Source organism: Pseudomonas sp. MWU16-30323, from assembly GCF_020515595.1.
GTDB classification, from domain to species: domain Bacteria; phylum Pseudomonadota; class Gammaproteobacteria; order Pseudomonadales; family Pseudomonadaceae; genus Aquipseudomonas; species Aquipseudomonas yamanorum.
Genome location: NZ_JAIWYM010000034.1, coordinates 16,232 through 38,173 on the forward strand (window position 1 = coordinate 16,232; position 21,942 = coordinate 38,173).

The window sequence follows — 21,942 nt, forward strand, 5'->3', positions numbered from 1 at the left end:
GCGCTTCTTGCTCATAAAGTGGTCGATTATAACCACACCCGGCCCCGGACGACAGGCAACAGCGCAGGCCATTTGCGCGAATCGATAAAACAACCGCCTTATCGACGAAAAGTCTCTAGCTCAGCGACTTGCGATTGAAATCCCGTAAACGGAAGCCCATCAGCAGCAACATGCCGAAGTACACCACCACACCAGCGACCACCAATGCACCGAGGCGCATGAACCGCTCCAGCATATGGCCTTGATCCCAGGCGGGCATGAAGTGCATCAGCCCCAGTAGCACCGCAGCCATCGTACCCACCGCCACCACCAACTTGAGCCCAAACGAGCCCCAGCCCGCCTGAGGCTGGAACATTTTCTGTTTGCGCAGCTGATAAAACAGCAGCCCGGCATTGATGCAGGCACCCACACTGATTGCCAACGCCAGCCCCGCGTGCTTCAGCGGACCGATAAACGCCAGGTTGAGCAGCTGTGTAACCACCAGGGTAAAGATCGCGATCTTTACCGGCGTACGAATGTTTTGTTGAGCATAAAAGCCGGGGGCCAGCACCTTGATCACGATAATGCCCAGCAGGCCGACGGAATAGGCGATCAGCGCACGCTGCGTCATTGAGGCGTCAAACGCGGTGAACTGGCCATACTGGAACAGCGCAACCGTCAGCGGCTCGGCGAGCAAACCCAGGGCCACGGCGCACGGCAGCACCAGCACGAAGCACAGGCGCAGGCCCCAGTCGAGAATTCGCGAGTACTCGTGGCGGTCTTTGCTGGCATAGGTGCGGGACAGCGTTGGCAGCAGGATGGTGCCGAGCGCCACGCCCAATACGCCGGACGGCAGTTCCATCAGACGGTCGGCGTAGTACATCCACGATACGGAGCCCGAGACCAGCAACGAGGCAAAGGCGGTATTGATGATCAGCGAGATCTGGCTGACGGAAACCCCCAGGATTGCCGGCAGCATGTTGCGCATCACCCGCCAGACGCCGGTGTCTTTAAGGTTCAGGCGCGGCAGCACGAGCATGCCGATCTTCTTCAGGTGCGGCAGCTGGTACAGCAGTTGCGCCAGGCCACCGGCCAGGACCGCCCAGCCCAGGGCCATCACGGGCGGATCGAAATACGGCGTCAGGAACAGCGCGAAAATAATCATGCTGACGTTAAGCAGGGTCGGCACGAAGGCCGGCACCGAGAAACGGTTCCAGGTATTGAGGATCGCTCCGGCCAGGGACGACAGGGAAATCAGCAATATATAAGGAAAGGTCACCCGCAACAGATCAGTGGTCAGGGCGAATTTTTCCGGTGTATTGGCAAAACCGGGGGCCGTGGCCCAGATCACCCAGGGCGCGGCGAGCATGCCGGCGATCGTCACCAGCGTCAGCACCAAGGTCAGTAAACCCGAGACATAGGCAATAAAGGTGCGGGTCGCCTCCTCGCCTTGCTGGGCCTTGTACTCCGCCAGAATCGGCACGAAGGCCTGGGAAAAAGCCCCCTCGGCGAAGATCCGCCGCAGCAGGTTGGGCAGCTTAAAGGCAATAAAGAAGGCATCCGTGGCCATGCTGGCGCCAAAAATGCGTGCCAGCAGCGTATCACGCACAAACCCCAGAACCCGGGAAATCATGGTGATAGAGCTGACAGCGGCCAACGATTTGAGCAGGTTCATTGAAAGAGTTTTTGCCTATAGATAAAGAGCAGGCGAACAAACGGCCCACATATGCGATACTCCGCGCCTGCAACAAGCACAGAGCCAAAGCTCGCGAGTTTACAGGTCAAGCGCCGGAAATAAATCACCCGCCTCTTAAGATCGACCACTCAGCAGTTCGCATCACACGCCCTTGACAAGACTTCAACTCATCGGCATGATTCGCGGCCTATTTTGTTTGCTATTTCCTAAAAAGTCTTTCGAGGAGCTCGACGGTGGCCAACACACCTTCCGCCAAAAAACGTGCAAAACAGGCTGAGAAGCGTCGCAGCCACAACGCCAGCCTGCGTTCCATGGTTCGTACCTACATCAAGAATGTAGTTAAAGCCATTGACGCAAAAGACGCTGAAAAAGCTCAAGCTGCTTACGTTCTGGCTGTGCCAGTTATCGACCGTATGGCCGATAAAGGCATCATCCACAAGAACAAAGCTGCTCGCCATAAAGGTCGTCTGAATGGCCACATCAAGGCTCTGAACCTTGCTGCTGCAGCCTAAGCGATAAGCTTGTTAAAAAACCGACCCCAGGGTCGGTTTTTTATTGCCTGCGATTTGGGAAAGCCAAAAAAGAGCCGGCATGCCGGCTCTACTTCAGATTTATTGCGCTGTAGGCCAAGGCAAGATCGGAATCGCCGTCACCGCATTCTGCGGGCTGCCTTCGATCAGGCGGTCGCTGTAGACCAGATACACCAGGGTATTGCGCTTCTTGTCGAGGAAACGCACCACCTGCATGGTCTTGAACACCAGGGACGTGCGCTCCTTGAACACCTCATCCCCATCCTTCAGCTCACCCTTGAAGTGAATTGCGCCCACCTGACGACAGGCAATCGACGCCTCAGCGCGATCCTCAGCCAACCCCAGACCACCTTTCACCCCACCCGTCTTGGCACGGGACAGGTAGCAGGTCACGCCATCCACCTTCGGATCATCAAAGGCCTCGACCACAATCCGGTCATTGGGGCCGACAAACTTGAACACCGTCGACACCTGGCCAATCTCTTCGGCCGATGCCAGCAACGGCATCGCCAGCAGTAAACCGAGCAACCCCTTCATCACGCGCATCGAGAATTCCTTTTTGCTTAAACCAGAATCAGGTTATCCCGGTGAACCAGCTCCGGCTCAGCCATGTAACCCAACAGACCGACAATCGCATCAGACGATTGCCCGATGATTTTCTGCGCCTCAAGGGCACTGTAGTTGGCAAGGCCACGGGCAATCTCACGACCATCCGGCGCCACACACACCACCATTTCGCCACGGCGGAAGCTGCCCTGGACCAGTTTTACACCCACCGGCAGCAAGCTTTTGTTGCCTTGGGACAACGCTGAAACCGCACCAGCATCCAACACCAGGGTACCGCGCGTCTGAAGATGCCCCGCCAGCCACTGCTTGCGCGCCGCCAACATGCCGCGCTCAGGCGACAGCAGCGTACCGATGCGCTCTCCCGCCTTGAGACGATCCAGCACCCGCTCAATCCGACCGCCAACGATGATGGTATGCGCGCCGGAACGCGCCGCCAGCCGTGCCGCACGCAGCTTGGTCTGCATACCACCACGCCCCAGCGCACCACCGACACTGCCAGCCACCGCATCCAGCGCCGGATCATCGGCACGCGCCTCGTAAATCAGCTGCGCCTCAGGGTTATTGCGCGGATCAGCGTCGAACATGCCGTCGCGATCCGTGAGAATCACCAGCAAGTCCGCCTCAACCAGGTTAGCCACCAGGGCTGCCAGGGTGTCGTTGTCGCCAAAGCGAATCTCGTCAGTCACCACGGTGTCGTTCTCATTGATCACCGGGATTACCTTGAGTTCCACCAGGGCACGCAGGGTGCTACGGGCGTTCAGGTAGCGCTTGCGGTCGGACAAGTCGTCATGGGTCAGCAGAATCTGCGCCGTGTGGCGACCGTGCTCGGCAAAGCTGGACTCCCAAGCCTGCACCAGGCCCATCTGACCAATGGCGGCAGCGGCTTGCAGCTCGTGCATCGCGCTGGGTCGCGCGGTCCAGCCAAGGCGACTCATACCGGCGGCAACCGCCCCGGACGACACCAGCACCAACTCGACGCCAGCCTCATGCAAGGCCACCATCTGGTCCACCCAGACGCTCATGGCCGCACGATCCAGCCCTTTGCCATCCGCCGTCAGCAGCGCGCTACCGATCTTAACGACCCAACGCTGCGCACCTGTCACCTTGCTCCGCATCATCTTCAACCTTAGATAGAGGGCCGCGCGACCCAGCGCCGCCCATAACGTTATTCGTGACTACCGATTTCCAGATACCAAAACGCCGCTCGATTGAGCGGCGCTTAAGTTTACTGCAACGAATCAGTCGCGCACGTAAATGATTTCCGGACCGTCTTCATCATCCACGTCTTCCTCATCCCAATCGTCGTCACCGATGTCATGGACCGACTTGACGCCACTGCGACGCAGGGCACGCTGATCATCCAGCGCCTGCAACTGGGCACGGGCTTCGTCTTCGATGCGCTGATCCAGCTCGGCCAGCTCGGCCTTGTAGACAGGGTCGGCGGCCAGGCGATCGGCACGGTCTTCGAGGTAACGCATGATGTCGCGAGTCAGGCGCTCAGTGCCTTCTTTGGCAATGGCCGAGATCACGTACACCGGCCCCGTCCATTCCAGGCGATCGACGATCTCCTTGACGCGCTCTTCGTGCTCTTCCTCGAGGATCTGGTCGCACTTGTTCAGTACCAACCAACGATCACGCTCAGCCAGGGACGGGCTGAACTTGGTCAGCTCGCTGACAATCACTTCAGCGGCGTCCGGCGCACTGGTGTCGTCCAGCGGCGCCATGTCAACGAGGTGCAACAGCAAACGGGTACGGGACAAGTGCTTGAGGAAACGAATCCCCAGGCCCGCGCCGTCGGAAGCACCTTCGATCAGGCCCGGAATGTCCGCCACCACGAAGCTCTTCCAGCGGTCGACACTGACCACACCCAGGTTTGGCACCAAGGTGGTGAACGGGTAATCGGCGACTTTCGGCTTGGCAGCAGATACCGAGCGAATGAACGTACTTTTGCCGGCGTTCGGCAAGCCCAGCAGGCCCACGTCAGCCAGCACCTTCATTTCCAGCTTGAGGTCACGCTGTTCGCCAGGCTTGCCCGGCGTGGTCTGGCGTGGTGCACGGTTGGTACTGGATTTGAAACGGGTGTTGCCCAGGCCGTGCCAGCCGCCATGAGCCACCAGCAGGCGCTGACCGGCTTTGGTCAGGTCGCCGATGACTTCCTGGGTTGCCGAGTCGATCACGGTGGTGCCGACCGGAACCCGCAGTACCAGCTCTTCGCCTTTTTTACCGGTGCAGTCGGTGCTGCCGCCGTTGGAGCCACGCTCGGCATCAAAGTGCCGGGTGTAACGGTAGTCCACCAGGGTGTTGAGGTTTTCGTCGGCGATCATGTAGACCGAGCCGCCATCACCGCCATCACCGCCGTTAGGACCACCGTTTTCGATGAATTTTTCCCGACGGAAACTCATGCAACCGTTACCGCCGTCGCCAGCTTTTACTCGGATCGAAACTTCATCAACAAACTTCATAACAAAACGCCTCTCGCCACACGGACGAGCTTAAGAAACCAAGACATAAGACTCTTGCAAAAATGAGCGCAGCGACCTCAAGCAACGACCGCAAATCCACTGCTTTCGCCCATCACAAACAGCTTTGCAAGAGACTCACCCCACAAACGAAAAAGCCCCGTCGCGAGACAGGGCTTTTCCAGCAACTACGTAATTATGCCGCGACGACTTCAGTCTTCGGGACAATGCTCACGTAACGGCGGTTGAAAGCGCCTTTTACTTCAAACTTGATCACGCCGTCGATTTTAGCGAACAGAGTGTGATCTTTACCCATGCCAACACCGTAACCGGCGTGGAATTGGGTGCCGCGCTGACGCACGATGATGTTGCCCGGAATGATAACCTGGCCGCCATACATCTTCACGCCAAGGCGTTTGGCTTCTGAGTCGCGACCGTTACGGGTACTACCACCAGCTTTTTTGTGTGCCATGAGTCAATTCTCCTAGTGAGGAATTAGGCTGAAATTAAGCCTGAATACCGGTGATTTTGATCTCGGTGTACCACTGGCGGTGGCCCATACGCTTCATGTGGTGCTTACGACGACGGAACTTGATGATGCGGACTTTATCGTGACGACCTTGGGAGATCACTTCAGCCACAACGGTAGCGCCTGCAACAACTGGAGCGCCGATGTTCACGTCATCGCCATTGGCGACCAACAGAACGCGATCAAAAGTAACGGATTCGCCAGTAGCGATTTCCAGCTTCTCGATCTTCAGGTATTCACCTGGGGCGACCTTGTATTGCTTGCCACCAGTAACAATTACTGCGTACGACATGGTATTTCTCCGATAATCCTGCTCACCCAGCGCTTTATAAGAAGAGGTATTGGCTGGCATGGCTGCATGGGATGGACGTCCCGAATGCAATTGCGTAAGGCAGGTGCTGCCCAGGAAGTTCAGGGTGCGCGATTGTACGCAAGCTATGGAGGTGTTGCAAGTGGCCGTCTATCGCGCCTTGACACTAGGGGACGCGGGTCCTAGCATGCCGCGCAACCCTTCTGGAGCGACTGTCGCTGATGCAACCCCAAGCTTTCTACCGCGCGGTGGCGGACGATTTTAGCGCCGTCGACGGCATCATCAAGAAGCAGCTGACTTCTAAAGTGCCGCTGGTCTCCAAAATTGGCGACTACATTACGTCGGCCGGCGGTAAACGCCTGCGTCCTTTATTAGTGTTGCTGTGTGGCAAGGCCCTGGGCCGTGAAGGCGATGACCTGCGCCTGCTGGCCGCGACCATCGAGTTCCTGCACACCGCCACCCTGCTGCATGACGACGTGGTCGACATGTCCGGCATGCGCCGTGGTCGCGAGACGGCCAACGCGATGTGGGGCAACGCGCCGAGCGTACTCGTGGGCGACTTCCTGTACTCGCGCTCGTTCGAGATGATGGTCGAGCTGGGCTCGATGCCGGTGATGAAGATTCTTTCACAGGCCACGCGCATCATCGCCGAAGGCGAAGTGCTGCAACTGTCGAAGGTTCGCGACGCCAGCACCACCGAAGAAACCTACATGGAAGTGATTCGCGGCAAAACCGCGATGCTCTTCGAAGCCTCGACCCACAGCGCCGCGGCCCTGTGCGAAGCAACGCCCGAGCAGAGCGAAGCCCTGCGCACCTTCGGCGATCACTTGGGCGTGGCCTTCCAGTTGGTAGACGACCTGCTGGATTACCGCGGCGACGCCGAAACCCTGGGCAAGAACGTCGGTGACGACCTGGCCGAAGGCAAGCCGACCTTGCCGCTGATCTACACCATGCGCGAAGGCACGCCGGAACAGGCCGCCCTGGTGCGCAAGGCGATCCAGAAAGGCGGGATCGAAGACCTGGAAAGCATCCGCGAAGCCGTGGAAGCCTCGGGCTCCCTCGAATACACCGCGCAACTGGCCCGTGACTACGTCGCTCGCGCCATCCAATGCCTGGAAGCCCTTCCAGCCAGCGAATACCGGGACGCCCTGGTTGAGCTGAGTGAGTTTGCGGTCGCCCGCACGCACTGATTCTGCTCTGCTTCATGTGGGAGCTGGCTTGCCTGCGATGCAGTCACTTCGGTTTGTCTGTCACACCGCGGTGATGCAATCGCAGGCAAGCCAGCTCCCACAGCGTTCTCTGGCGTTGCTGCACCCTGCCCGGCTAAAACCCTATATAATGTACGCTTTTAGCCATCCTGAAACCAAAGGAGCTTTAGTGAGCACGTTGCCACCCTGCCCGAAATGCAATTCCGAATACACCTACGAAGACGGCGCCCAGCTGATTTGCCCGGAATGCGCCCATGAGTGGACCATCGGTGGCGAAGCCGAGGCTGCCAGCGATGATTCCGTGAAGAAAGACTCTGTGGGCAACGTCCTGCAGGACGGCGACACCATCACCGTGATCAAAGACCTCAAGGTCAAAGGTACGTCGCTGGTGGTCAAGGTCGGCACCAAGGTCAAGAACATCCGCCTGTGCGACGGCGACCACGATATCGACTGCAAGATCGACGGTATCGGCCCGATGAAACTCAAGTCCGAGTTCGTCCGCAAGGTCTGAACCGGCGGCCTCCATCTCGTGCCCTGCACGGGATGGCGCTTCACCCTCCCCCGCGTCACTTCCGCACTGGCGGCAAAAGGCCAGGCCTTTTGATCAAAAACAATATCCACACAGAAAAGTCCGGAAATCGCCAATAGGCACTTGCTATTCTACGAATAAGAATTATTCTCATTGAAACCCATCAAGGAGATGCTTCCCATGACTTATTTGATCGATGCCTGGCTGGACCGTCCACACCCTTACCTGCGAATCCTCCATCGGGAAACCGGTGAAGTCTGCGCGGTACTGGAAGAAGAAGCGTTGAGCGAACTGCAGGATCAGGGCGACCTGGACGTCAATGGCCTGAGTTCCAGTGAACCTGGTGTGCTGAAGGAAGTGGTGAGAAATCTGTTTCTGTTCTGCTATGCCCGGGCGTTGCGCCCAGTGACGGATCTCAATGGCAAGTTTCATCCATGAGCAACCGCGCAAAACACTGCAGGAGCGAGCAGGCTCGCTCCTGCAGGTAAGGTCTTACAGAACGTCGAGCAGCTCGACGTCGAACACCAGAACGCTGTGCGGCGGGATGCTGCCAACGCCTTGAGCGCCGTAAGCCAGTTCGCTCGGCACGTACAGGCGCCATTTGCTGCCGGCATTCATCAGCTGCAGGGCTTCGGTCCAGCCGGCGATCACGCCGCCAACCGGGAATTCTGCAGGCTGGCCGCGCTCGTAGGAGCTGTCGAACACAGTGCCGTCGATCAGGGTGCCGTGGTAGTGAGTGCGCACCTGATCTTCGCGGGTCGGCTTGGCACCGTCACCGGCAGTCAGCACTTCAAATTGCAGGCCGGAAGCCAGGGTGGTGATGCCGTCACGCTTGGCGTTTTCAGCCAGGAAAGCCAGGCCTTCGCCAGCAGCCGCTTCAGCCTTTGCAGCAGCTTCGGCTTGCATGATTTCGCGGATGACCTTGAAGCTGGCGGCCATTTGCTCCTGGTCCACACGGCTAGGCTTGCCGGCGAAAGCGTCGGTCAGGCCAGCCAGGATCGCGTCCAGGCTGACGCCCGGTGGCGGGTTGTCGCGCAGCTGGTCGCCCAACTGACGGCCAATGCCGTAGCTCACGCGGGTTTCGTCGGTGGACAGATTAACTTCGGACATGGAAAGGCTCCGCTGTAGGACGACACAGGTGTCGTCCAAACTAAAAGGGCGAGCAGACTAGCACACAAGCCACGCCCTTGATGAGCCCTGCACCCGGGCAACGGGGAGCGTCGGGCTGCAATTAATGCTTGGTGACTTTATCCAGGTAACCCATGGCAAACGCCGACACCACAAACGTCATGTGGATGATCACGTACCACTTCAAATGCTCGGGATCGACGTTCTTGGCATCCATGAAGACCCGCAGCAAATGGATCGACGAAATCGCCACGATGGACGCTGCGACCTTCATCTTCAGCGACGAAGAGTCCATGGTCCCCAGCCAGTTGAGCTTCTCTTTGCTTTCGTCGATGTCCAGTTGGGAGACGAAGTTCTCGTAGCCGCTGATCATCACCATCACCAGCAGGCCGCCCACCAGCGCCATGTCGATCAACGACAGCAGCACCAGGATCACATCCGACTCACTCATGGTGAACACGATGGGAATCACATGGAACACTTCCTGGAAGAACTTCAACCCCAGTGCCAGCAGCCCCAGGGACAACCCGAAATAGATCGGCGCCAACAGCCAGCGTGAGGCATACATTGCATTTTCGATAAAGCGTTCCATTGAATCTCACACAGCTTGGCTAAAAATGGCGGCGAGTATACCAGCCGCACGCAAACGCCAGAAACCGTCGATAAAACTGATCTGTACGGCATCTGTAAAAGATTTTTTCTGCTAGTGTCGAGCTCATCAACTCGGCTCGATGATGTCGGACAGGAAAACTCAGATAATGGATGTGCGATCCCCTTTGGCCAGCATTGGCCTGTGCGCGGCGTTGCTGGTGGGCGGCGGTTGCTCCCCAAGCGATGAACACAAGCAAGCCAGCCTTGAAGAGAAAACCGCCAAGTTCGAACAGTCCCTGGACGCGATCCAGGACCCCAAGCTCAAGGACGCCGTGTCCGAGCTCGGTGGCTCGCTGCTGTTGCTGGAGCGGGCACGGGCCAAGCTCGCCACCAAGCCCATCGAGGCCGATTACAGCGAAGACGCCCTGGCACTGCTCAAGCATTACCCCACGCCCCAGGCCCTGGTGGACACCTACATCAATGGCCTGTTTGTCCTGCGCAAGGCGTCGCATTCGGACTACTTGACGGACCTGCAGCCGATCTTCCCGTTCAACTTCAACATGCCCGACCAGTTCCCCTTCCCCCACGGCCTGGAATGGCAGTCAGTGACCTTGAGCAACAACAAGGTCATCCCCTTCCAGCCTGAATGGTCGGAAACCGACCCGGGCATCCAACTGAGCCCCACCAGCTCCAACCTGACCAACCCCGATGACCTGACCGTGACCTACCCGTTCATCGAAGGCATCGAGACTGAAAACAAGAGCCAGCCGCAGCCCGTCACCCTCAAGGGCAAGGTAGAAGTCATCGCGCCACGAAAAGTCTTCACCTTCGACCTGTCGAAAAAGGACGTGGGCCGCAAACGCACCGAAGAAAACGTCACGGTCACGCTGCTGACGCTCGAAAAGAACTACGCCGAAATCGAACTGACCAACAGCGCCCCGCTGGCACCGGAAGTCATGGATGAATCGCCTAACCCGCTGCTGGTGCAGGCTCGCGACACCACCGGCAAATTTCTCTCACGCTCGGGCTCGATCAACGAGAACGCCGCCCAACTGGCGTTTTACGAGAAACAACTGGCCGAAATGCAAAAGCAGAAGGCCTGGTCCGACGCCTTTGAAAAGCAGTTGGAAGACGAACAGAAAGCCTTCGAACACAAGCAGAACAGCCACTACACCAAGGTGTACTTCAATGGCCTGATCGACAACGTGCAAGTCAGCGTCCTCGACTTTTCCCAGGCCACGGTGACCCGCAAGGACCTCGACCTGCCCGTACGGCGCTTCGACAAGAACAGCCTGGAGAAGACCGTACAGCCGTTGCCGATGCCCGTCACCGTGTATGACGACCAAGCTTCGGACTGGCTCAAGGACGCCACGCTTTCCGAAGACCAGTTGAAGAAAAGCGTCACCATCAACCAATCGGTGGATGACGCCAGCGCAGCACACATCGAGTTCGATCACCCCTACACCTTCAACGACGACCTGCTGGGCGAAGACCGGGGCGGCGGCGATGCCCCCGTGACCTTCCTCACCGCCAACGAGGAAGGCAAGCTCGGTGAGCCGATCGAGCTGCCCGCCGAAGCCTACGAGGTCGACCCGGGACGCGGCACCATCACCTATGACCTGAACCTGTTCCCCGAAAACCCTGGGTTTGCCGTCGGGTCAATGCCACTGTTCCTGGCCACCATCGAAAAAGGCAGCCTCACGGCCGGGCAACTGCCCAAGGGCCTGGAGCTGAAGGACAACGCGCTGATTGTCGACCAGAAGCTGTTCCCGTCCGATAGCTGGCGGTTCTATGCCAAGGACGCCAGCGGCAACTACCTGAAGGAAATTCTCGGCGTCAGCCACCGCGCCGAGGAATACGGCACGGCGCTGTTCGACGTGCATTACTTCTACGGCCAGCCGACCACATTGGAAACCTACCAGCGCACCGGGCTGGATACGGTGGAGTATGGGTTTGAGGTCCGATTGGACAAGCCGCCCGAGGCCACCGCGCCGCAGAAATAGCCTATCGATGCATGTCCCCCACCACTTGCGGCCGCCCGCCATTGAGCTGTCGCAAGTGCGCCTGCAGGTGCAGGCACCAGATCTGCGGGTCGTCCGCCAGTTCGTACCCGTGCAGGGTCAGGCTTTCGACAATCGAATCAAGGATGGTTTGTGCCACGAAAGGTCCGTGAAACGGGCCTTGGGACTTGATGGTGGAAGGCTGTTCACCGGTCATTCCGGCGGCAAACAACAAGGTCCACATCCCGGTATCCCCCGCGAGAGGGCGAATGGAACATTCGATACGGGTGACCAGGCCCAGGCACTGGCGGGTAAGGCAGAGGTTGCGCGACATGGCGGCGACCCTCGGTAGATCCGGTATTCAGCCTCGCAGGGCAAGACTGTTTCTATCCAGCGACTCCTGTGGATATCCCTTGAGCTGAGAATAGAAGAAACCCGGTACAAACCAAGGCCGGGGGACCAACGGACGACTGCCGTCACGACGGCGTCAAAAATATGCCGAAGGGACCTGAATTCAGGCCCCTTCGGTCGTTATTACACCGGCTTGGCTTCTGCCAAGGCTTCCTGCGCCAGTTCCTTCTCGGCTTCCTTCAGATCATCTTCACTGATCATCTCGGCAATCGCCCGCAGACGCTCCACCACCCGCGCATTGACACTGCCTTCGGGGAATTGCCCCTCCTCGTCGGGTGAACCCGCAGGCTCGCCCACCAGCAGGCTCAAGGCCTCGTCGGCCTGGCGCACGGCGTAGACGTGGAATTGCCCGTCGCGCACGGCTTGCAACACCTTCTCGTCGAGCATCAGCGTCGCGACGTTGGCCTGGGGAATGATCGCCCCCTGCTCGCCGGTCAGCCCACGGGCTTCACAGAGGCGGAAGAAGCCTTCGATCTTCTCGTTGACCCCGCCCACCGCCTGCACTTCGCCAAACTGGTTGATCGAGCCGGTGATGGCAAAGCACTGCTTGAGCGGCGTCTTCGACAACGCCGAGATCAAGGTGCACGCCTCGCCCAGGGAAGCGCTGTCGCCGTCGACATACCCGTAGGACTGCTCCAGGGCAATACTCGCCGAGATCGCCAACGGGAATTCCTGGGCATACCGGCTGCCCAGGTAACCTGTGAGGATCATCACGCCCTTGGAGTGAATCGGCTGGCCGAGGTTAACTTCACGCTCGATATCCACAATGCCGCTGCCGCCCGGGTACACCGATGCAGAGATCCGCGCCGGCACGCCGAATGCCGAGTCACCCACTTCCAGCACTGTCAGCCCGTTGCACTTGCCCACCGCCGCACCGGCGGTGTCGATCAGGATCACCCCGGCGAGCATGTCGTCGAGAATCCGCGCCGACACCCGCCCGGTGCGCGTGGCCTTGGCCTTGAGTGCACGCTCGATGTGCCCCGAGTCGGTGCGCTCATCACCCGCCAGGTGACGAATGAAGTCCGCCTCGCTGACCAACTGGAACAAATCACCGATACGCGCCGACAAGCGCCCCTGGTTCTCCGCCAGCCGCGCGCTGTAGGTCGCCAGCCGCGCGACCGCATCCGAGGTCAACGGCGCCATGCCTTCTTCCGACGTACGGGTTTTCAGCAACTGGGCGAACTGCTCCAGGCTTTCATCCACCATCGGGATGTCTTCGTCGAAGTCCACCAGCACCCGGAACATCTCCTGGAAATCCGGATCCGCGTCCTGCAACGCGTAGTACAGCTGGCGGGAACCAATGATGATGACCTTGAGCTGCAACGGGATCACTTGCGGGTTGAGGGTCACCGTGGCCAGGCGGCCCAGTTCGCCCAACGGTGATTCCATCTTCAGCTTGCGCGATTGCAGGGCACGCTTGAGGGCGTCCCACACAAACGGCTCGCTGAGCATCTTTTCGGCTTCAAGGATCAGGAAACCGCCGTTGGCACGGTGCAACGCACCCGGTCGCAACTGGCGGTAAGTGGTGTAGAGCGCGCCCTGGTCGGTGCTGTATTCAATACGGCCGAACAGGTTGTCATAGGTCGGGTGCGGCTCGAACACCACCGGCGCACCACCGTTGACCGGATGGCCCACTACCAGGCTCGGGCAATACTGCTCTTCCAGCAACTTGCGGGCCTGGGCGTCAGTCTTGGCGTCGTCCACCAACTGCTCGACCACGGTTTTCAGCAGGTAGACCTGCATCGCCTGCAGGTAGCCGCAGACTGCCGCGTTCTCCGCATACTTCTCGGACAACGGCGCCAACAGTGGCTGCAAGGCCAATGTGATGGTTTCTTCGTTGAACTGGCGCATCTGGTTGTTGGACTCGCGCTTCCACTGGGGCAGGCTGGCGAGTTCTTCGTTGAGGCGTTCTTCCAGTTCGGAAATATCGGTGTGGAAACGCTCGCGGTCAGCTTCCGGCAACTGCGAAAACTCGGCTTCGTCCAGGGCCTTGCCGTCGAGCATCGGGGTAAAGGCGATGTTGGTGCTGTCACGGTACAGCGCCACGTCCTTTTCCAGGGCCAGGCGCTCGATGACATCCAGGGCACGGTCGTAGCGCTGGTTGAAGGCACGGTCGATGGCGCTTTTGCGCTGTTGATAAGTCGGGTGTTCAAACACGGCCGGAAAGGTCGCGACCAGGTTATCGATCAGGCCATTGATATCGGAGATGAACGCGGCAGCGCCGCCCGCAGGCAGCTCCAGTGCGCGGGGTTCGCGAGGCTCATCGAAGTTATTGACGTAGACCCAGTCGGCCGGGGTCTGCAGGCGCTTGCCTTCGGCCTTGAGGTAGCGTTTGACGAACGAAAAGCGCCCGGTACCGGGCTCACCCATCACAAATACGTTGTAACCGGGGCGTGGCATGGCCACGCCGAACTGCAAGGCTTCGACCGCACGTTCCTGGCCAAGCACACCGCGAAAGGGCTCCAAATCATTGGTGGTCGAGAAGCTGAACTGTTCAGCGGAAAAAGGACGGGTCAGCGCTTCGGGCGCTAGACGCAAGCTGGCAGCAACAGGATCAGGCATCGGGCTTCCTTACATCAGGCGGGGCAGATGACGGCATTCTGGCGCCGGGTTGGGCCGGCTGGCAAGGACGGCTTGGGGAAAGCATAGACCCAGGTTTGAGGCTGTAAAAAAACCGAGTGTTTCCGGCTTGTTTCACAAAAAGTCACGGAACCCTTGGATCATGCCTAAACTCCAACCTGCTGCGGGTTGGACTAATAACCGACCCCTAGGGTGCTGTCAGGCACCTGAACCCTTGTCCATTGGTTTGCACACAAAGAGAACAAAGCTATGAAACGGATCCTTCTCGGTACTCTCTTCACCGTCGTCTCCCTCAATGCAATGGCTGAAGCGCCAGGTGGCCCGAACTGCGGTTGGGGCAACATGTTGTTCGAAGGCCAACGCGGCACTCCGGCGCACTTCCTGGCCTCCACCACCAACGGTACTTCGGGTAACGCCACTTTCGGCATGACCTCGGGCACCAACGGTTGCAACACCAACAGCAAGCTGACCTACGGTGGCAAATCGTGGATTGCCATGAATGGCATGATGAACGAGCTGTCCGAAGACATGGCCAAGGGTAACGGCGAAGCGCTGACTACCTACGCCGTGGTACTGGGCGTTGCTCCTGAAGACCGCGAGCACTTTGCCGCTGTGACTCACGAGCATTTCCAGCAAATCTTCAGCAAGGCTGACGTCACTGCTGATGACGTGCACAACAACACCCTGGCTGTACTGAAAAGCGACACCCGTCTGGCGAAATACGCTACCCAGGCTTAAGCTCGACCCGCCCGTGCCTTTCGAGGCACGGGTTTTATTATTTTTGGACCTGCCTCCCCTTTGGGTCTTTTTATCTCGACTTAAGTTGCCCACATGCTCAAACGCCTTGCCTACCTGGCACTCTTCGCCTGCGCCCCGCTATATGCGGCGCCGCACCTTGATGATCAACGTTTGCAGCAGCTGGCCAACGACCCGTTCTGGCTTTCGCTGGGGCATTACGAGTCCGGCAAGTTCAAAGGCTGGCGCAGTTATGTCAGCGACAAGAAATTCTTCCTCGCCCCCGATGGCGCCCACCATCCGGACCAGGAGCTGAAGGCCACGGTAGAGGCGCTGTATGCCCCGGCCAGCCTCGGCGAAAAGCACGCCCAATGCGTCTACCCGGCACGTACCCGTTGGCTCAAGGACCAGTTGCACCTGACGGACTTGCCGGCGCTGGACTGCAAGGAGTTCAAGCAATGGTTCAAGGACGTCGCCCCCCACAGCGCGGTGATGATCTTCCCGGCGGCCTACCTCAACAGCCCGTCGTCGATGTTTGGCCATACCCTGCTGCGTATCGACCAGGCTGACGTGCAGAGCAACAACACCGCCCTGCTCAGCTACGCGATCAACTTTGGCGCCTACATCGAGGGCTCGGACAACAGCATCCTCTACGCCTGGAAGGGCCTGATGGGCGGCTATCCCGGCCTGTTCGCGCTGGTGCCTTATCAGGAAAAGCTCTCGGAATACCGTAGCCTGGAGAACCGCGACCTGTGGGAATACCGCCTGAACCTGACCCAGGTCGAGACCGAGCGCATGGTCGAGCACGTGTGGGAACTCAAGCAGATCCAGTTCGACTACTTCTTCTTCGACGAAAACTGCTCTTATCGCCTGCTGGAACTGCTGCAAGTAGCCCGTCCAAGCCTGCGGCTGACCGAGCAATTCCCGCTGACCGCCATTCCTACCGACACGGTAAAAGCCGTGAAAGAAGCCGGCCTGGTGGAAAAAATCGACTATCGCCCGTCCCGTGAACGGGAACTGCTGGAACGCGCCAAGCCACTGGACAGTGACGAGCAGCAATGGGTGCTGAAGATCAGCGACGACCAGAAACACCTGCAAGACCCGGCCTTCAAGGCCATCGCCAAAGACCGCCAGGCCTTGATCATCGACGCCGCCTACCGCCTCGGCCGCTACCGCGCCAACGGGCTGGAGCGCGACACCGAACGCTCTCAGCGCAGCTTCGAACTGCTGCGGGCAATCAACCAGAACCCGCCACCGGACCTGAAGATCGAACGCCCCGGCCTGCCCGAAGACGGCCACGAATCCCGCACCTGGCAAGCCGGTATCGGCACCCGGGGCGACAAGGCCTTCGGCGAATACGGCCTGCGCATGGCCTACCACGACCTGAATGACAACGCTGAAGGCTTCCCCTTGGGCGCGCAGATCGAAATCCTGCAAATGAAACTGCGCCAGTACGAAGGCAACCACTGGCAGTTACAGCAACTGGACCTGGCGACCATTCGCTCACTGACCCCGCGCAACGAACTGCTGCAACCCTGGTCATGGCAAGTCACCGGCGGCCTGGAGCGCGTACCGGGCAAGCATGACGACGAGACCCTGGTCAGCCACGTCAATGGCGGCGCCGGCGGCACCTGGCAACTGCGCGACGACATGCTCGGCTTCGCCCTTGGCACCGTGCGCGTGGAACACAACAGCGACTTCGGTGAGGCCATCTCCCCGGCGGCTGGCTTCAACACTGGCGTGCTGTGGCGAAACCCGCTGGGCAACCTGAGCCTGGAAGCCAAGGGAGATTTCTTCACCAACGGCGAAGTGCGGCGCAGTATCAGCCTGAATCAACAGTGGGAATTGTCGCGCAACCTGGGGCTGAGACTGAGTGCCCAACGGGAATACAGCCACTTGGCGACACCAGTGAATGAAGTGATGCTAGAGGTGAAGTGGTATCACTACTAACCACTGAGCCGTAGATCGTTCAAATGTGGGAGCTGGCTTGCCTGCGATGCAGACACCTCGGTGTATCAGTTACACCGAGTTGATGCGATCGCAGGCAAGCCAGCTCCCACATTTTTTCAGCGCTGCTTCAGAAGAAGGAGTGCCAACAGATTAATCACAGCCCTTTCACATCCCCCCAACGAATCGCCTTCTAAACTTCCCCCATCAGCCGTTCAACGGCCAGGGAGCGAGCGATGTGGCGGTACGCAGTAACGCTGGGCCTGTTGGCCTTGTTATCGGGTTGCCAATCAACCCATGAAGATTTGCTGGCCAAGGGTTACCCACCCGCCTTCGCCGACGGCTACGACGACGGTTGCAGCAGCGGCCGCCAGGCCGCCGGGGTGATCACAGGGGAATTCCGCAAGAACGTCCCCCGCTACCTGAAAGACCGTATCTATGCCGAAGGCTGGGATGATGGCTTCCGCCAGTGCAAGGCCATGCGCGAAAACGAAGACCTCAACGACTACAAAAGCCGCCACTGGGACGACCGCGAGCGCGCCTGGCAGCAGGAAAAGGACCGCGACGCCGCACGGGCCTATCGCTCGCAATAGGTCGCTTTCAGACATCCAGCGAAACTTAACCCCTGCAACCATGGCCCAACCTCCATAGCAGGAGAACGCCATGAGTCGAGCTTTCGTCAACGAAGACAGCGCCGCTGCCCAGGCCAGCCAACCAGTGGAACGCCAGGTCAGCGAGCAGCCCAATCACCTCACTGCCCGTGGGCTTGCGCAGTTGCAGGCCAAAGTGGCGCAGTTACAAAGCGAGCACAGCGCAGAGTCCGCCAAGGGCGAGCAGGCCGATAAACAGCGCCAGGCCGACCTTGAGCGGGATTTGCGTTACTTCAACCAGCGCCTGCAAAGCGCACAGGTGGTGGCGCCAGCGACGTCCACCGAGAAGGTGATGATCGGCAGTTGGGTGACTTTCGCCAATGAACAGGACGAAGAGCAGCGCATTCAACTGGTGGGTGAAGACCAGGCCGATGCCACGGTGGGCCTGATCAACTGGGGCTCGCCCTTGGGTCGGGCGCTGTTGGGCGCGCAGGTAGGTGACGAGGTGCTGTGGAAGCGCCCCGTCGGTGATCAGTTGATCGAGATCCTGCGCATCGAGCCCGAGGCTTAAACGATGCCTTGGGCGAGCATCGCGTCCGCGACTTTCACGAAGCCTGCGATGTTGGCGCCCTTCACGTAGTTGACCCGACCGTTTTCTTCGCCGTAATGCACGCAGGCATGGTGGATCGACTGCATGATGTTGTGCAGCTTGCTGTCTACTTCGCCAGCGGTCCACAGCAGGCGCATGGCGTTCTGCGACATCTCCAGCCCGCTCACCGCCACGCCGCCGGCATTGGACGCCTTGCCCGGCGCGAACAGGATGCCGGCGTCGATAAAGATATCCACAGCCTCCAGGGTGGTGGGCATGTTGGCGCCTTCGGCCACGCACACGCAGCCATTGCGCAACAGGGTGCGCGCCGCTTCGGCGTCCAGTTCATTCTGGGTAGCGCAGGGCAGTGCGATGTCGCAGGCCAGTTCCCACGGTGCTTTGCCGGCACGGAATTCCAGGCCGAAACGTGCAGCCAGTTCGCTGATGCGCCCGCGCTGCACGTTTTTCAGCTCCAGCAGCGCCGACCATTGCTCTTCGGTCAGACCGCTTTCGCAGTAGAGGGTGCCTTCGGAGTCGGACAGGGAAATCACCTTGCCGCCCAGGTCCATGACCTTGCGTGCCGCGTACTGGGCGACGTTGCCGGAACCGGAGATTGCCACGCGCTTGCCTTCGACACGCTGGCCGTTGCGCTTGAGCATCTCTTCAGCGAAGTAGACGCAGCCAAAACCGGTGGCTTCCGGGCGGATCAGGCTGCCGCCGTAGCTCATGCCCTTGCCGGTCAGCACCGAGGTGAACTGGTTGCTCAGGCGCTTGTACTGGCCGAACAGGAAGCCGATCTCCCGGGCGCCCACGCCGATATCACCGGCGGGCACGTCCACGTCCGAACCGATGTGGCGATACAACTCGCTCATGAACGCCTGGCAAAAGCGCATCACCTCGGCGTCGCTCTTGCCCTTGGGATCGAAGTCCGAACCGCCCTTGCCGCCGCCCATGGGCAGTGAGGTCAGGGAGTTCTTGAAGGTCTGTTCAAAAGCGAGGAATTTCAGCACGCCCAGGTTCACCGAGGGGTGGAAACGCAAGCCGCCCTTATACGGGCCGATGGCGCTGTTCATCTGGATCCGGAACCCGCGGTTGACCCGTACCTTGCCCTGGTCATCTTCCCACGACACCCGGAACACAATCGCACGCTCCGGCTCGCAGATGCGCTCCAGGATGCCCGAGGTCAGGTAATGGGGATTGGCTTCAAGAAACGGCCACAAGCTGCGCAGGACTTCTTCCACGGCCTGGTGGAATTCCGGCTGGTCGGGATCGCGTTTCTTGAGGCGGGCAAGGAAGGATTCAACGGATTCGATCATGAAAAGTCTCGGCAAATTTATTGTCGTTAAAGGAGATTTGTCCCGGACTTTATCAATTCATGTCGCACCGCGACAGGGCAAAATGTCGCTTTTGTGAATTTAAATGGTGCATTAGATATAAATAAAGGCGTTTTTGTGCACCTTAATGAGGATTTCAATCCAGGTTTTGCACCAACAAATCAACCGCTATCGCAGGCAAGCCAGCTCCCACATCTGGCCGCGTACATTCAAGACAACGCGGTCGAATGTGGGAGCTGGCGTGCCTGCGATGCAGACGACGCGGCCCCCCTGAAAATACGCAAAAAAAAGCGGAACCCGAAGGCTCCGCTTTTTCAAACCACCAACCCGAATCAGGCCAGTTTTTTGTGCCGTACACGATGCGGCTGGGCAGCAGCTTCGCCGAGGCGTTTCTTGCGATCGGCTTCGTATTCGGTGTAGTTGCCTTCGAAGAACACCGCTTGCGAGTCGTCTTCGTACGCCAGGATGTGCGTGGCCACGCGGTCAAGGAACCACCGATCGTGAGAGATCACAATGGCGGCGCCCGGGAAGTCCAGCAGGGCTTCTTCCAGGGAACGCAGGGTTTCAACGTCGAGGTCGTTTGACGGTTCGTCGAGCAGCAATACGTTGCCGCCTTCTTTCAGGGTCAGGGCCAGGTGCAAGCGACCGCGCTCACCACCGGACAGGTCCTTGACGAACTTCTGCTGGTCGCCGCCCTTGAAGTTGAAGCGGCCCACATAGGTGCGTGACGGGATTTCGTAGTTGCCGATACGGATCTGATCGGAACCGTCGGAAATCTGCTGGAACACCGTCTTGCTGCCGTCGAGGTCTTCGCGGCTCTGGTCCACACAGGCCAGTTGCACGGTTTCGCCGACTTCGATGGTGCCCGAGTCCGGTTGTTCCTTGCCCATCAGCATGCGGAACAGGGTGGATTTACCCGCACCGTTACCGCCGATCACGCCAACGATGGCGCCTTTAGGCATGGAGAACGACAGGTTGTCGATCAACACGCGATCGCCGTAGCCCTTGCAGACGTTCTTGAACTCGATGACCTTGTCACCCAGGCGCGGACCGGCCGGGATGTAGATCTCGTTGGTCTCGGAACGCTTCTGGAATTCCTGGGACTGCATTTCTTCGAAACGCGCCAGACGGGCCTTGGATTTCGACTGACGTGCCTTGGCGCCTTTACGCACCCATTCCAGCTCGTCTTTCATGGCCTTTTCATGGGCCGACTGTTGCTTGGATTCGGCCGCCAGACGGTCGGACTTGGCTTCCAGCCAACCGGAGTAGTTGCCCTCGTAAGGGATACCGGCACCACGGTCGAGCTCGAGGATCCAGCCGGCAACGTTGTCCAGGAAGTACCGGTCGTGCGTGATCGCAACCACGGTGCCCGGGAAATCGTGGAGGAAATGCTCCAGCCAGGCGACGGAATCGGCGTCCAGGTGGTTGGTCGGTTCGTCGAGCAGCAGCATGTCGGGGGCCGACAGCAGCAGGCGGCACAGGGCCACACGACGCTTCTCACCACCGGACAGGTGTTCAACCTTGGCGTCCCACGCCGGCAGGCGCAGCGCGTCGGCGGCGACTTCCAACTGGCGGTCCAGGTTGTGACCGTCGGCGGCTTGCAGGATGGCTTCGAGCTTGGCCTGTTCTGCCGCCAGTTTGTCGAAATCGGCATCTTCTTCAGCGTAGGCCGCGTAGACCTCGTCCAGGCGGGCCTGGGCGTTCTTGATCACACTGACCGCTTCCTCGACCACTTCACGCACGGTCTTGGTCGGGTCCAGGATCGGCTCTTGTGGCAGGTAGCCGATGTTCAGGTCGGGCATCGGGCGGGCTTCGCCGTCGAACTCGGTGTCGACGCCGGCCATGATTTTCAACAGGGTGGATTTACCCGAACCGTTGAGGCCGAGCACGCCGATCTTGGCGCCCGGGAAGAACGACAGAGAAATGTTTTTCAGGATTTCCCGCTTCGGCGGAACAACTTTTCCCAGCCGATGCATGGTGAAGACGTATTGAGCCATGGTGAACCTAGCGTCAGTGACTGATGAATTATGCGGGCGAAACCCGTGCCAGGCCATGCGCCGCGCGGGCCGTTGATGTCTATCAATGCCTGCGTGCGGTAGATGCCTGATTGTCTGGGGCTGGAACGCCCTCGCGTAACCGGCAAAGCTACCTGAATGCGAGTGGGCAGTCCAGCCAGGCGGGGCTGGCACTTTGCCACAACACAAGGCATGCTAGCCGCCCTCCGGGCGTC

21 protein-coding genes are annotated in these 21,942 nt (G+C 59.4%); 9 read left to right on the forward strand and 12 right to left on the reverse strand.

Going from position 1 to position 21,942, the window contains the following annotated elements; translation table 11 throughout:
- Positions 1 to 115: 115 nt before the first annotated feature.
- The gene (gene murJ / locus LIY45_RS26330) at positions 116 to 1,654 is read right to left on the reverse strand and encodes a murein biosynthesis integral membrane protein MurJ (protein ID WP_063027022.1); all 1,539 of its coding nucleotides are present in this window, start codon (positions 1,652 to 1,654) and stop codon (positions 116 to 118) included.
- Between the two features lie 254 nt (positions 1,655 to 1,908).
- Between murJ and rpsT the strand changes: the two genes are divergently transcribed.
- Complete coding sequence (gene rpsT / locus LIY45_RS26335; protein WP_003215870.1) at positions 1,909 to 2,187, forward strand: 30S ribosomal protein S20; 279 nt, start codon at positions 1,909 to 1,911, stop codon at positions 2,185 to 2,187.
- Positions 2,188 to 2,286: 99 nt separating this feature from the next.
- Here rpsT and LIY45_RS26340 read toward each other — a convergent pair whose 3' ends face one another.
- The 5 genes from LIY45_RS26340 to rplU form a co-directional block, all read right to left on the reverse strand.
- On the reverse strand, positions 2,287 to 2,751 hold the full coding sequence (locus LIY45_RS26340) for a CreA family protein (protein ID WP_063027020.1): 465 nt from the start codon (positions 2,749 to 2,751) through the stop codon (positions 2,287 to 2,289).
- Positions 2,752 to 2,768: 17 nt separating this feature from the next.
- Positions 2,769 to 3,887, reverse strand: coding sequence for a glutamate 5-kinase (proB, locus tag LIY45_RS26345; RefSeq protein WP_017477809.1), 1,119 nt, complete (start codon positions 3,885 to 3,887; stop codon positions 2,769 to 2,771).
- Positions 3,888 to 4,010: 123 nt separating this feature from the next.
- Positions 4,011 to 5,234 carry an Obg family GTPase CgtA gene (gene cgtA, locus LIY45_RS26350; RefSeq protein WP_003215864.1) on the reverse strand — a complete coding sequence of 408 codons (1,224 nt, stop codon included), beginning with the start codon at positions 5,232 to 5,234 and terminating at the stop codon, positions 4,011 to 4,013.
- 193 nt (positions 5,235 to 5,427) lie between these two features.
- Positions 5,428 to 5,703: a 50S ribosomal protein L27 gene (gene rpmA / locus LIY45_RS26355; protein WP_003215862.1), complete on the reverse strand. Its 276-nt coding sequence runs from the start codon at positions 5,701 to 5,703 to the stop codon at positions 5,428 to 5,430.
- 34 nt (positions 5,704 to 5,737) lie between these two features.
- A complete protein-coding gene (gene rplU, locus LIY45_RS26360) occupies positions 5,738 to 6,052 on the reverse strand; it encodes a 50S ribosomal protein L21 (protein WP_003176051.1) in 315 nt (104 codons plus the stop codon).
- Between the two features lie 239 nt (positions 6,053 to 6,291).
- On the opposite strand from rplU, the gene LIY45_RS26365 reads away from it, so the two are divergent.
- From LIY45_RS26365 to LIY45_RS26375, 3 genes are all read left to right on the forward strand, one after another.
- A complete protein-coding gene (locus tag LIY45_RS26365) occupies positions 6,292 to 7,260 on the forward strand; it encodes a polyprenyl synthetase family protein (RefSeq protein ID WP_003215860.1) in 969 nt (322 codons plus the stop codon).
- Positions 7,261 to 7,447: 187 nt separating this feature from the next.
- A complete protein-coding gene (locus LIY45_RS26370) occupies positions 7,448 to 7,789 on the forward strand; it encodes a zinc ribbon domain-containing protein YjdM (protein WP_226478120.1) in 342 nt (113 codons plus the stop codon).
- A 198-nt stretch (positions 7,790 to 7,987) separates the two neighbouring features.
- Entirely contained in the window at positions 7,988 to 8,245 is a 258-nt protein-coding gene (locus LIY45_RS26375; protein WP_003215856.1) for a hypothetical protein, read from the forward strand.
- 54 nt (positions 8,246 to 8,299) lie between these two features.
- On the opposite strand, the gene LIY45_RS26380 is transcribed toward LIY45_RS26375, so the two are convergent.
- Positions 8,300 to 8,917 carry an FKBP-type peptidyl-prolyl cis-trans isomerase gene (locus tag LIY45_RS26380; RefSeq protein ID WP_017477811.1) on the reverse strand — a complete coding sequence of 206 codons (618 nt, stop codon included), beginning with the start codon at positions 8,915 to 8,917 and terminating at the stop codon, positions 8,300 to 8,302.
- Positions 8,918 to 9,038: 121 nt separating this feature from the next.
- Entirely contained in the window at positions 9,039 to 9,527 is a 489-nt protein-coding gene (locus LIY45_RS26385) for a TIGR00645 family protein (protein ID WP_003215853.1), read from the reverse strand.
- 166 nt (positions 9,528 to 9,693) lie between these two features.
- Here LIY45_RS26385 and LIY45_RS26390 point away from each other — a divergent pair, with 166 nt between their 5' ends.
- Positions 9,694 to 11,529 (forward strand): hypothetical protein, encoded by a 1,836-nt coding sequence (locus tag LIY45_RS26390; protein ID WP_226478121.1) that lies wholly within the window; start codon positions 9,694 to 9,696, stop codon positions 11,527 to 11,529.
- A gap of 1 nt (position 11,530) precedes the next feature.
- On the opposite strand, the gene LIY45_RS26395 is transcribed toward LIY45_RS26390, so the two are convergent.
- Together LIY45_RS26395 and LIY45_RS26400 are read right to left on the reverse strand one after the other, a co-directional pair.
- Positions 11,531 to 11,860 carry a hypothetical protein gene (locus tag LIY45_RS26395; protein WP_017477813.1) on the reverse strand — a complete coding sequence of 110 codons (330 nt, stop codon included), beginning with the start codon at positions 11,858 to 11,860 and terminating at the stop codon, positions 11,531 to 11,533.
- Between the two features lie 200 nt (positions 11,861 to 12,060).
- Positions 12,061 to 14,499: an ATP-binding protein gene (locus LIY45_RS26400; protein ID WP_017477814.1), complete on the reverse strand. Its 2,439-nt coding sequence runs from the start codon at positions 14,497 to 14,499 to the stop codon at positions 12,061 to 12,063.
- A 267-nt stretch (positions 14,500 to 14,766) separates the two neighbouring features.
- Between LIY45_RS26400 and LIY45_RS26405 the strand changes: the two genes are divergently transcribed.
- From LIY45_RS26405 to LIY45_RS26420, 4 genes are all read left to right on the forward strand, one after another.
- Complete coding sequence (locus LIY45_RS26405; RefSeq protein WP_017477815.1) at positions 14,767 to 15,255, forward strand: DUF3015 domain-containing protein; 489 nt, start codon at positions 14,767 to 14,769, stop codon at positions 15,253 to 15,255.
- A gap of 93 nt (positions 15,256 to 15,348) precedes the next feature.
- A complete protein-coding gene (locus tag LIY45_RS26410) occupies positions 15,349 to 17,202 on the forward strand; it encodes a DUF4105 domain-containing protein (protein WP_226478122.1) in 1,854 nt (617 codons plus the stop codon).
- Between the two features lie 233 nt (positions 17,203 to 17,435).
- On the forward strand, positions 17,436 to 17,792 hold the full coding sequence (locus LIY45_RS26415; protein WP_226478123.1) for a hypothetical protein: 357 nt from the start codon (positions 17,436 to 17,438) through the stop codon (positions 17,790 to 17,792).
- Positions 17,793 to 17,862: 70 nt separating this feature from the next.
- A complete protein-coding gene (locus LIY45_RS26420) occupies positions 17,863 to 18,360 on the forward strand; it encodes a GreA/GreB family elongation factor (RefSeq protein WP_226478124.1) in 498 nt (165 codons plus the stop codon).
- On the opposite strand, the gene gdhA is transcribed toward LIY45_RS26420, so the two are convergent.
- Together gdhA and ettA are read right to left on the reverse strand one after the other, a co-directional pair.
- Positions 18,357 to 19,694 (reverse strand): NADP-specific glutamate dehydrogenase, encoded by a 1,338-nt coding sequence (gene gdhA, locus LIY45_RS26425; protein WP_226478125.1) that lies wholly within the window; start codon positions 19,692 to 19,694, stop codon positions 18,357 to 18,359. The two genes, LIY45_RS26420 and gdhA, sit on opposite strands and share 4 nt — an antisense overlap.
- A 350-nt stretch (positions 19,695 to 20,044) precedes the next feature.
- Complete coding sequence (gene ettA, locus LIY45_RS26430) at positions 20,045 to 21,709, reverse strand: energy-dependent translational throttle protein EttA (protein WP_026078014.1); 1,665 nt, start codon at positions 21,707 to 21,709, stop codon at positions 20,045 to 20,047.
- Positions 21,710 to 21,942 lie beyond the last annotated feature (233 nt).

Coding starts and splice junctions, on each gene's coding strand:
- LIY45_RS26400 (WP_017477814.1), bottom strand. CDS start 14,499: ATGCCTGATCCTGTTGCTGCCAGCTTGCGTCTAGCGCCCGAAGCGCTG.
- cgtA (WP_003215864.1), bottom strand. CDS start 5,234: ATGAAGTTTGTTGATGAAGTTTCGATCCGAGTAAAAGCTGGCGACGGC.
- gdhA (WP_226478125.1), bottom strand. CDS start 19,694: ATGATCGAATCCGTTGAATCCTTCCTTGCCCGCCTCAAGAAACGCGAT.
- rpmA (WP_003215862.1), bottom strand. CDS start 5,703: ATGGCACACAAAAAAGCTGGTGGTAGTACCCGTAACGGTCGCGACTCA.
- LIY45_RS26410 (WP_226478122.1), top strand. CDS start 15,349: ATGCTCAAACGCCTTGCCTACCTGGCACTCTTCGCCTGCGCCCCGCTA.
- LIY45_RS26395 (WP_017477813.1), bottom strand. CDS start 11,860: ATGTCGCGCAACCTCTGCCTTACCCGCCAGTGCCTGGGCCTGGTCACC.
- LIY45_RS26340 (WP_063027020.1), bottom strand. CDS start 2,751: ATGCGCGTGATGAAGGGGTTGCTCGGTTTACTGCTGGCGATGCCGTTG.
- LIY45_RS26420 (WP_226478124.1), top strand. CDS start 17,863: ATGAGTCGAGCTTTCGTCAACGAAGACAGCGCCGCTGCCCAGGCCAGC.
- ettA (WP_026078014.1), bottom strand. CDS start 21,709: ATGGCTCAATACGTCTTCACCATGCATCGGCTGGGAAAAGTTGTTCCG.
- murJ (WP_063027022.1), bottom strand. CDS start 1,654: ATGAACCTGCTCAAATCGTTGGCCGCTGTCAGCTCTATCACCATGATT.
- LIY45_RS26365 (WP_003215860.1), top strand. CDS start 6,292: ATGCAACCCCAAGCTTTCTACCGCGCGGTGGCGGACGATTTTAGCGCC.
- proB (WP_017477809.1), bottom strand. CDS start 3,887: ATGCGGAGCAAGGTGACAGGTGCGCAGCGTTGGGTCGTTAAGATCGGT.
- rplU (WP_003176051.1), bottom strand. CDS start 6,052: ATGTCGTACGCAGTAATTGTTACTGGTGGCAAGCAATACAAGGTCGCC.
- LIY45_RS26375 (WP_003215856.1), top strand. CDS start 7,988: ATGACTTATTTGATCGATGCCTGGCTGGACCGTCCACACCCTTACCTG.
- LIY45_RS26385 (WP_003215853.1), bottom strand. CDS start 9,527: ATGGAACGCTTTATCGAAAATGCAATGTATGCCTCACGCTGGCTGTTG.
- LIY45_RS26380 (WP_017477811.1), bottom strand. CDS start 8,917: ATGTCCGAAGTTAATCTGTCCACCGACGAAACCCGCGTGAGCTACGGC.
- LIY45_RS26415 (WP_226478123.1), top strand. CDS start 17,436: ATGTGGCGGTACGCAGTAACGCTGGGCCTGTTGGCCTTGTTATCGGGT.
- LIY45_RS26405 (WP_017477815.1), top strand. CDS start 14,767: ATGAAACGGATCCTTCTCGGTACTCTCTTCACCGTCGTCTCCCTCAAT.
- LIY45_RS26390 (WP_226478121.1), top strand. CDS start 9,694: ATGGATGTGCGATCCCCTTTGGCCAGCATTGGCCTGTGCGCGGCGTTG.